Annotated in this window: 8 protein-coding genes and 1 pseudogene; 4 read left to right on the top strand and 5 right to left on the bottom strand. The window is 38.2% G+C overall.

Annotated features, from left to right (window positions below):
- Window positions 1–248 precede the first annotated feature (248 nt).
- Window positions 249–578 (top strand): hypothetical protein, encoded by a 330-nt coding sequence (locus BHE89_RS03695; RefSeq protein WP_069368288.1) that lies wholly within the window; start codon window positions 249–251, stop codon window positions 576–578.
- Between the two features lie 141 nt (window positions 579–719).
- Here BHE89_RS03695 and yeiP read toward each other — a convergent pair whose 3' ends face one another.
- The 3 genes from yeiP to BHE89_RS03680 form a co-directional block, all read right to left on the bottom strand.
- Entirely contained in the window at window positions 720–1,292 is a 573-nt protein-coding gene (gene yeiP / locus BHE89_RS03690; protein ID WP_069368289.1) for an elongation factor P-like protein YeiP, read from the bottom strand.
- A 162-nt stretch (window positions 1,293–1,454) separates the two neighbouring features.
- A complete protein-coding gene (mtr, locus tag BHE89_RS03685; RefSeq protein WP_069368290.1) occupies window positions 1,455–2,696 on the bottom strand; it encodes a tryptophan permease in 1,242 nt (413 codons plus the stop codon).
- Between the two features lie 292 nt (window positions 2,697–2,988).
- Window positions 2,989–3,405, bottom strand: coding sequence for a nucleotide triphosphate diphosphatase NUDT15 (locus BHE89_RS03680; RefSeq protein WP_069368291.1), 417 nt, complete (start codon window positions 3,403–3,405; stop codon window positions 2,989–2,991).
- Window positions 3,406–3,595: 190 nt separating this feature from the next.
- Between BHE89_RS03680 and fruK the strand changes: the two are divergent.
- A pseudogene (fruK, locus tag BHE89_RS03675) lies at window positions 3,596–4,533 on the top strand (1-phosphofructokinase).
- A gap of 60 nt (window positions 4,534–4,593) precedes the next feature.
- Here the strand turns inward: fruK and nfo are convergent.
- Together nfo and BHE89_RS03665 are read right to left on the bottom strand one after the other, a co-directional pair.
- On the bottom strand, window positions 4,594–5,436 hold the full coding sequence (gene nfo, locus BHE89_RS03670) for a deoxyribonuclease IV (RefSeq protein ID WP_069368293.1): 843 nt from the start codon (window positions 5,434–5,436) through the stop codon (window positions 4,594–4,596).
- A gap of 166 nt (window positions 5,437–5,602) precedes the next feature.
- Window positions 5,603–6,715 (bottom strand): YeiH family protein, encoded by a 1,113-nt coding sequence (locus BHE89_RS03665; protein ID WP_171742452.1) that lies wholly within the window; start codon window positions 6,713–6,715, stop codon window positions 5,603–5,605.
- Window positions 6,716–6,882: 167 nt separating this feature from the next.
- Between BHE89_RS03665 and yieE the strand changes: the two genes are divergently transcribed.
- Both yieE and BHE89_RS03655 read left to right on the top strand, forming a co-directional pair.
- Window positions 6,883–7,776: a DNA-binding transcriptional regulator YeiE gene (gene yieE / locus BHE89_RS03660; RefSeq protein ID WP_069368295.1), complete on the top strand. Its 894-nt coding sequence runs from the start codon at window positions 6,883–6,885 to the stop codon at window positions 7,774–7,776.
- 118 nt (window positions 7,777–7,894) lie between these two features.
- The coding region (locus tag BHE89_RS03655; protein WP_128860307.1) for an amino acid permease at window positions 7,895–9,202 on the top strand (1,308 nt) is incomplete at its 3' end.

Genomic DNA, 9,202 nt, shown 5'->3' with positions numbered 1-9,202 from the left:
GTATTTAAATTTAAAATAATATTTTTAAATAACTTTTTAATTGAACTTGTTAATTAAAGTTAAAAATATTTGACTTAAGTTTGATCAACGTTGATTTCTTATTTATAAATATCGAACACTTATATTTGATAGACATCAAATATTCTTCTTATGTCTATATAAATGTCATCTTTTATTGCTATGATAAAAAACATGTCGGGTAGGTGTGATCCCCATACCTGCTAGCGCAAACAAGAAGTGAGGTCGTTATGAGAAAATATCTGACCGTAGTATGCAGTCTTCTCGTTTCCAGTTCGATATCATTAGCTTGGGCATCTGATCCCATGCAAACAACAGGACAGATTTATCTACGGGGTGCGATTGTAGATCCTGCATGTGAGATGAATTTCACATTTGATAAAGCTGAATACCAATGTTACAAACACAACAAAGTGTTTACATCTACTCAATCTATTGTTCCCGCATCTTTTGATAAATCCCAACAAACTATTATTTTACCTCAAGATATGGGTAAAGCTGAGATCCGTTGGATGGATAATACCCAAAAGAATGGTGTTATTGACGTTCAATATTTTTAAGGTGTTTGTGGATAAAAAGAGGTAGGTAGCAAAAGATAAACAAGTCAAATAATCGTTTGTCACATTGGGTTTCTTACGATTATCTGACCTATTTAAAGCAACATTAGTGATACGCTAATGAGTCGGGTTTTTGACTGTTGATTAGTCAGCTCGCCCCATATAGCGACGTTCGGCAATATGAATACGAATTTTATCGCCAGTAGAAAGGTATTCAGGAACCTGAATAACTAACCCTGTTGGCAATGTTGCTGGTTTAGTACGAGCACTTGCAGAAGCACCTTTAATACCTGGAACAGTTTCAACAATTTCCATATCAACAGTTTGTGGCAGCTCTAATGCTAAAACTTGCCCCTCCATTGTTAATACTTGCATGCCCGCTAAGCCTTCTTCAGGAATAAACAGCAATTCATCTTCAATTTGATCTTTTTTGAAGGTATAGGGTGTGTAATCTTCATTATCCATAAAGATATATTCATCACCATCAATGTAAGAAAAGCTAACAGCACGACGCGTTAAGCTGATGGTATCAATCATATCATCGCCTTTAAAACGCTCTTCTACTTTCTGGCCTGTACGGATATCAGTAAAACGCATTTTGTACAGGGTACTTGCTCCACGAGCACTTGGTGCTTGGATATCGATATCTTTTACCAGTAATAACTTATTGTTATAATTAACAGCCATACCACGTTTAATTTCATTGGCTTTTGCCATATAAAACCTTCCATTAAATAACATTGACGATAATGGCGACAAAATTACTCGCAGTGCAGAAACTTGGCAAGTTATTCACACATTTTTTTATAAAATTTGATGAAAAATAAAGCCAGCGCAATAATAGGCTGGCTTTTAGATGCTGGTTTATTAGCAAAGAAGTTAACGGTAGATAGGAAGAAGATTAAAGTTCGCTAAAATATGTGCAGTCGCATTGATAACACCAAATAATATGACGAAACCAATCATAAACATACCACCAGGCGCTTTAAAGCGTTGACTTTGATTACGCTCACGACTTGCTTTTGCCATTAATGCTGGAATAATTGCGGCCCAAATTGTTGCCGCCAGTCCTGCAAAACCAATGGCATATAAGAAACCATCAGGAAAAATAATTGCCAAAATAGTCGGTGGTATAAACGTGACTAACGCAGATTTAAATCGACCGCTTCCTGTATTTGAAAACTTAAAGAAGTCGGCGATGTAATCAAATAATCCTAATGATACCCCTAAGAATGAACTTGCTAATGCCATATAAGAGAATAAGTCTAGTAACATTGATACAGAGGCATTGGCGGTTGTTGAACGCATTTGCGCTAATAAATTACCAATATTCCCACCATCAGCAATGACTTGCTTAAAACCTTCGCGAGGAATATTACCTTGTACAACAAACTGCCATAAAATATAAATCGCCAGTGAAATCAATGTACCAATAAGCAAGCTTTTCATGACAGCTTTGCCATCTTTACGATAATACGTCACTAGGCCTGGAATATTGCCGTGATAACCAAATGAAGTCAGTAAGTAAGGTAATGCAGCTAAAGCATAAGGTAAGTAACTTGCATTGCTTTCATTGGTATTAAATAACACGGGCATTTTTACTTCTGTAAATAGACCGCCAATTGCCAACACAAAGGCTATTACCATACCCCCAATCAAAATAGTGCTTAATCTATCCACTGCGCGAGTGGATAACCAAACAAAGAAGGCAACAATTAATGCAAAGACTAAACCTGCAATAGCTTGAGGTACACTGATCACCGTTGCAAAATTTTGCACAATAATGGAGCTACCTGCAGAAATATAAGCATACGTTAAAATATAAAGAACAAACGCAATCGATAGTCCATTAATAGTACTCCAGCCTTTACCTAACAAGTCTTTGGTGATGGTATGAAAGCTTGAGCCTAAAGGATAATGAAGGTTTACTTCTAAAATCATTAACCCAGACATAAATAAACAAAACCAAGTGTAGATCAGAAGAAAAATAGAACCGGTAAACCAGACACCGGAAGTCACAATAGGAATAGAAAACATGCCTGCACCCACAGCGGTGCCAGCAATGATCATTGCACCACCAAGTATCGATGGGCGCTTTGTTATTGGTGTGACTTCTGACATAGGATGTCCTTATAAAATTGACTCAATGTACTAGCTTGATGGTGTAAAGAATACACGTTTGCAATAAAGGTGTAAATAGAGGTTATTGTGCTTTATAAAGAAAAAAAGTGAGTAAAAATAATACAGTAGAAAAAGGGAGGTATATAAATCAATAGATTAGTATGAGGATTATTAGAAATGATAAAGAAATACCATTATCAATAAAGTGAGATTTTGCGTAAAAATAGACAAATCCGAACATTATTCTGAACAAAAAACATCCAGAATAATGAAAGTGATAGGGCGATTTTAATTAGCTTTGATAAAACTGCTTACTTTTCCATAATGCAATGGCGTTGCGACTTGCTTCGAAGTGTGGCTCAGGTAAATTATCTGGAGAGCACCAGCGAAGTTCAGAACATTTATCTGGCTCCATCAATTTAGGTTCGTCACCTTGATGTTGTGCGATCATACAAATAGAGACTGTGTGTTTACCTTCTAATTGGTAAGTTTCTAGATTATTACTAAGACCAATCACTTGTGGTTCGGTGATTGCAATACCAATTTCTTCTTTTATTTCTCGAATAGCACATTGCTCAAAAGTTTCACCCTCATCAACATGCCCACCAAAAATTGACCAATAAGGGGCGTGTTTTCCACAACGTTTTCCTAATAATACTTCACCATTTTCATTGGTGATAATGACGCCAACGCCGACTACGACTGACATTTGAGACTCCTTTTTTTCTTTTTTTATATAGTTAATGTATAAAATAAGTCGTTTTCTACGGACGATATTCTCCATTCACGATAGATAGAGTGCAAGGAGAACAAGTGCAATTTCACTGAATAAAAGATTAATTGATGCTATATATAGCACCCTAAATATTCATAATAAAAAATGATTGGGGAGTGAAGGCATGAGCCGCCGTGTCGCTACGATCACCTTAAATCCTGCTTATGATCTTGTTGGTGCTTGCCCAGCGATTGATGTAGGTGGGGTTAATTTAGTCCGAACAGCTGGACTTAATCCCGCGGGTAAAGGCAATAATGTCGCGAAAGTCTTACGTGATTTAGGTATCGATATTACTGTTAGTGGGTTTATGGGGCGTGAAAATCAAGAAGAGTTTCAGCACTTCTTCAGTGAAAATGGAATGGCAAACCGTTTTTATCTCGTGTCAGGACGAACTCGTATTAATGTGAAGTTAACGGAGAGAGAAGGGTTAGTCACTGATTTTAATTTTTCAGGATTTACCGTATCACCGCAAGATTGGCAGCGTTTTTCAACGGATTCACTGAATTGGCTTGGTCATTTCGATATGGTGGTTGTTAGTGGCAGTTTACCTAATGGTGTTGATCTTGATGCGTTTGCTCAGTGGATGATTAAGTTAAGAAGATTATGCCCATGCATTATTTTTGACAGCAGTCGGGATGCTTTAGTCGCAGGGTTAAAAGCGGCACCTTGGTTAATAAAGCCTAATCATCGTGAATTAGAAGCATGGGTTGGACATTCATTAGCTGAAATGACAGATATTATTAAAGCGGCTCATCAATTGCGAGATAAAGGCATTGCACATGTCGTTATTTCACTGGGTGAGAGAGGGGCTTTATGGGTAAATGCATCGGGGGCATGGCTTGCAAAACCACCACATTGTGATGTGATAAGTACCGTGGGTGCAGGAGATTCAATGGTTGCGGGATTAGTATATGGCTTATTAATGAGCAAACGAGTGAGCATACATTGCGCCTTGCAACCGCTATTTCTGCATTATCAGTCAGTCAGCCTGATGTAGGTATAAAAGACAGGAGCCAGCTTGCTGAAATGATGACTAGGATTGAGCTAACGCCGATTAAATAAACTTATTTGCGGTTTATTGTTATAAAACGAAAATTGTATAAACCGCAAATCTTATGACTGTTAGTTTTGTTGTGATTTCAACCAAGCAATTTCGTCAGGCCAAATATCAGGATTAATGGTTTCTAAAATCAGTGGAATACCATCAAAACGTTTATCCTGCATAATGTAACTAAACGGCACTTTACCAATATTACCTTCACCTAAACTATGGTGGCGGTCTACACGACTGGCTAATTCGCTTTTTGCATCATTAAGGTGCATTGCTTTTAGGTATTGAAAGCCGACAATCTTTCCAAATTCAGCGAATGTTTTTTCACAATCTTCAATCGTTCTTAAATCATAACCTGCTGCAAAAGTGTGGCAAGTATCAATGCAAACACCGACACGAGATTTATCTTCTACACCATCAATAATGGCGGCGAGGTGTTCAAAACGATAACCTAAATTTGTCCCTTGTCCTGCTGTATTTTCAATTACAGCAGTAACATTCTTCGTTTTTTCTAAAGTGATGTTAATTGATTGGGCAATTTTTTGTAGGCACTGATCAACATCAATTTTATTTAAATGACTTCCTGGATGGAAATTCAGTAACTCAATACCCAGTTGCTCACAGCGCTGCATTTCATCTAGAAATGCGTCTCTTGATTTGTTGAGAGCATCTTCTTCAGGATGACCTAAATTAATGAGATAGCTGTCATGGGGTAAAATTTGAGAAGGGCTATAATTATAAAGTTCACAGTTCTTTTTAAATTTATCAATAACTTCTGTGGATAATGGTGCCGCTTTCCACTGGCGCTGATTTTTCGTAAAAAGGGCAAACGCAGTCGCTTTTATTTCATGTGCGCGTAATACCGCCTGATCGACGCCACCAGCAGCACTGACATGTGCGCCAACAAATTTCATGATTTCTCTCCTTAGATTTATTTCACACCATGATAACAAACATTCAGCGTATAACATCATATTGAGGTGATAAAAGCAAAAAAGCGCAACTAAAAAGAGTTGCGCAATTGAAAAGTACTTCTCAAGGCGAAATTTTAAAGGGGATTAATTTTTATCAATCTTCCTATTAAGACATCAACACAGTTTGAATAAAGATATTAATTATCGCACCACCAAGGGTTAACCAGAAAAATAAGAATAATGCTAACAATAATGGTTTGACGCCAGCTTGTCGGATAGCACTAATATGCGTTGTTAAACCTAATGCCACCATGGCCATTGCTAATAGAATGGTATCGATAGTCACAATATAATTAACAATAGACGCTGGAATTAAATTTAAAGAGTTAAAGCCCGCCATTACAATAAAGAATACGGCAAACCAAGGAATAGTAATTGGGCTTTTCTCCGTCGCTTGTGCACCATTGTTTGCCTTGCTTTTCTTTTTACTTAAATAAGTTGAAAGAATAATTAAGAACGGCGCTAGCATCATTACGCGGATCATTTTACTAATAACCGCCGCATTTTCAGCATCAGGGCTAATTGAGTGTCCTACGGCAACAACCTGGGCCACTTCGTGAATTGTTGAACCTGAGAAAATACCAAAGGTTTCTTCTGTAAATGGTAGCCAGCCTGCAAACGCATTTAAGTGATAGAACCAAGGATAAAGGAAAATACCAATAGTACCAAAAATCACAACAGTAGAAACAGCAACAGCCACTTGGCTTGCTTGTGCTTTAACAACGGGCTCTGTTGCCATTACAGCGGCCGCACCACAAATACTGCTACCTGCGCCAATTAAAATTACCGTCTGTTCATCTAAGCCAAAATATTTTCGACCAATCCACATTGCAATAAGAAAAGTCGATATCAACATAATGGCGTCTATAATTAAACCTGTTGCGCCTACATCTGCAATTTGCTGAAAAGTCAGTCTAAAACCGTACAGAATAATACCTGTACGTAATAAATAGTGTTTAGCGAATTTGACACCTTCGTCACTATAAGGCTTTGCAATAGGATAAAAGGTATTACCCACAATAATACCGAATAGGATCGCCAACGTTAATGCGCCTAAACCCATGCTAGAAAACCAAGGAATATCACCAATATAAATAGCAAGCGCAGTTAATACGCCTGTTAGGAGTAAACCAGGAAGCCAGCGATAGACTGGAGTAAAACATTTTTTTCGCCAATGTAATAGGTTGACTTTGCTCTGACATAGAAAAACCTTGCTTATATGAATTTTGCATAAGCATATAACAAGGAAACTTATTTATTAAATTCATTATTTTTATAATAATTACCAATAAAACTAATATAGGTGTATTTTCTTAAATGTACTTGGTATGTTACTGGTTTGTGGATAGTATGTTATTACAATGACAGCTCAAAGGTGGAATGGATATGCGAATTACGTTGCGGCAACTGGAAGTCTTCACTGAAGTTCTCAAGAGTGGTTCTACAACGCAAGCATCACAACAGCTTGCTTTATCTCAATCTGCTGTCAGTGCATCTTTAACTGATCTCGAAAGCCAACTAGGCGTACAGCTTTTCGATCGCGTGGGGAAACGGCTTGTCACAAATGAACATGGGCGATTACTTTACCCCAAAGCACTCTCTTTACTTGAACGAGCAACCGAGGTGGAGCAGTTATTCCAAGCAGGAAATGGTGCTTTACGCATCGCTGCAAGTACAACAATAGGTAATTATATTTTGCCTCAAATGCTGGGAAATTTTCATCGCAATTATCCCGAGATCCCGCTAGAAATGAGTATCGGAAATACCGAAGAAGTCGTTAAATTAGTAAGCGAATTCCGTGTTGATTTAGGGTTAATAGAAGGTGCTTGTCAAAGCTCTGAATTGATTAGCCAAAAATGGCTATTAGATGAAATGGTCGTTTTTTGCTCGCCCGATCATCCGTTAGCTAAAACACCAAAAGTGACTTTAACTGATTTACAATCGGCGCCTTGGATTTTACGAGAAAATGGTTCGGGAACTCGAGATGTACTTAACCATCTTTTATTCGCTTCTTTACCAGGCTATCGCATTGAAATGGAATTAGGTAACTCAGAAGCAATAAAACACGCCGTGATGTATGAAATGGGGATCAGTTGTTTATCTCGCCGAGTGATTGAAGAGCAGATTAATAACGGCTCATTAAAAGAGATAAAAGTAGAAGGATTGACCTTACAACGTACCCTATATCTTGTTTATCATCGTCAAAAACATGTCTCTGATGCACTGAAAAAACTGCTGATGTATTGCAACGCTGAACACTTAATCGGCAATTTCTCATAAATTGCTAATAATTGACGCCCGATCATGAAGGTATCTTATAATCCTTGATCCTTGCTATTCACGAACGACAGATTTGCTACAATCCTCGTTAGGAAAGTGAATATAAAAGTGGAATGTTATGTCAGAACAACAAAATAGTACTGCTGGTTCGGGCGCAGTACGCACTTTGCGCAGAGAGTTAAAAGCGCGACATTTAGCGATGATCGCTATTGGTGGTTCAATTGGTACAGGGCTTTTTGTCGCATCAGGTGCCACTGTTGCTCAAGCAGGTCCAGGTGGGGCATTACTCTCTTATGCTTTAATTGGATTAATGGTCTATTTTCTAATGACAAGCCTTGGGGAATTAGCGGCATTTATGCCTGTTTCTGGCTCATTCTCAACCTACGGCTCTAAGTATGTAGAAGAAGGTTTTGGTTTCGCATTAGGCTGGAACTATTGGTATAACTGGGCAGTTACCATTGCTGTTGACCTTGTTGCTGCGCAATTAGTGATGCTTTATTGGTTCCCTGATGTTGATGGTTGGATCTGGAGTGCTTTATTCCTTGGGGTTATTTTCTTACTCAACTATATCTCTGTAAAAGGATTTGGTGAGGCAGAATATTGGTTCTCATTAATCAAAGTTTCCACAGTAATTATCTTCATTATTGTGGGTATTGCCATGATCACTGGCATTATGAAAGGTGCCGAAAACGCAGGTTGGCATAATTGGGAAATTGGTGATGCACCTTTTGCGGGTGGCTTCGCTGCCATGATTGGTGTTGCCATGATTGTTGGCTTTTCATTCCAAGGTACAGAGCTAATTGGTATTGCGGCGGGGGAATCTAAAGATCCGGCTAAAAATATTCCAAAAGCGGTGCGTAAAGTCTTCTGGCGTATCTTATTATTTTATATCTTCGCGATTTTAATTATTAGCTTAATTATCCCTTACACTGATCCTAATTTATTGCGTAATGATGTGGGTGATATTAGCGTTAGTCCATTCACGCTAGTCTTTAAAAATGCGGGATTATTATCTGCGGCAGCCATCATGAATGCGGTTATCTTAACGGCGGTACTTTCTGCGGGTAACTCAGGCATGTATGCATCAACGCGTATGCTGTTTACATTAGCAAGAGAAGGCAAAGCACCAAAATGCTTTGGTAAATTATCTAAAAACGGTGTGCCACGTAATGCGCTTTATGCGACAACAGTAGTTGCTGGTCTATGCTTTTTAAGCTCAATGTACGGAAACCAAACTGTCTACTTATGGTTATTAAATACCTCGGGAATGACGGGTTTTATAGCATGGTTGGGTATTGCGATTAGTCACTATCGTTTCCGTAAGGGGTATGTTGCACAAGGTCGTGATTTAAATGACTTACCTTATCGCTCGGGGTTCTTCCCAATTGGTCCTATTTTTGCCTTTATATTGTGTTTAATTATTACA

The sequence above is a fragment of the Shigella sp. FC1967 genome (assembly GCF_001743005.1).
Taxonomy (GTDB): domain Bacteria; phylum Pseudomonadota; class Gammaproteobacteria; order Enterobacterales; family Enterobacteriaceae; genus Proteus.
Note: the sequence above shows the minus strand (reverse complement) of the source record. Positions and strands in the feature narration are given on the sequence as shown.